Source organism: Vibrio sp. D173a (assembly GCF_030248475.1).
In genome coordinates, this window is the sequence record NZ_JAHGAH010001211.1 from 1 (window position 1) to 780 (window position 780).

The window sequence follows — 780 nt, forward strand, 5'->3', positions numbered from 1 at the left end:
AGGTGAGGATAACCAATGTACACTGCAGAGCAGAAAGCACGAATTAAATGGGGCTGCCGCCGCGGTATGTTAGAGCTTGATGTAGTCATCATGCCCTTTTTTGAGGAATGTTAGGATTCATTGCAAGAGCAGGAGCAACGTGATTTTGTATCGCTACTAGAGTGTGACGATCCCGACTTGTTTACATGGGTGATGGGCCACGGTCGTAGTGAAAACCTAGGTCACGCATCAATGGTCGATAAAATTGTTGCACATAACCTCAGCAAGGTTCGTTAAGTTCAAGCTTAGCCCTTCGTATTACGCATTATTCGCAAAAGGCGCCACTCTGTGGTGCCTTTTGTTTTTTGTCACCATCTCAAATATCCCTCGCATCGCAACCCTTTATATATTTGCTCTGCTCTTTTGGTTGCTGCGCGATAACAATGTCGGTTGGCCAGTGGCTGTTGGTATTCTAGAGCTCAATGACAACCATGAACTATTGATTAATGGAGAGCGCCGGTTAGTACAATCCAGCGATACGGTGTGGCACTCGCTGTTTGTTGTGCTGAAGTTTAAGCAGGGAGAGCCTTTAATGATTTGGCGTGACAGCTGTCGAGATGAGGACTATCGCCAGTTATTGGTGTGGCTGAAAAACAAAAAGGGAGCACCGTGCTCCCTTTAAGTCGTTATGTTTTAGCGCCTTAGTTTTTATTTGGCGTCAGAATAGTCGGGCCGCTGTCTTCAGCAAACTCTGGGTAGTCAAGAGTGTAGTGCAAGCCGCGGCTCTCTTTACGCTGCATC

1 protein-coding gene and 1 pseudogene are annotated in these 780 nt (G+C 46.8%); both read left to right on the forward strand.

Translation table 11 applies throughout. From position 1 onward, the window contains the following. Positions 1-15: 15 nt before the first annotated feature. Positions 16-276, forward strand: a pseudogene (locus KIV40_RS32355) (succinate dehydrogenase assembly factor 2). Continuing rightward, entirely contained in the window at positions 248-661 is a 414-nt protein-coding gene (locus KIV40_RS32360; protein ID WP_309145841.1) for a protein YgfX, read from the forward strand. The pseudogene KIV40_RS32355 and the gene KIV40_RS32360 overlap by 29 nt, the downstream one beginning before the upstream one ends. Positions 662-780 lie beyond the last annotated feature (119 nt).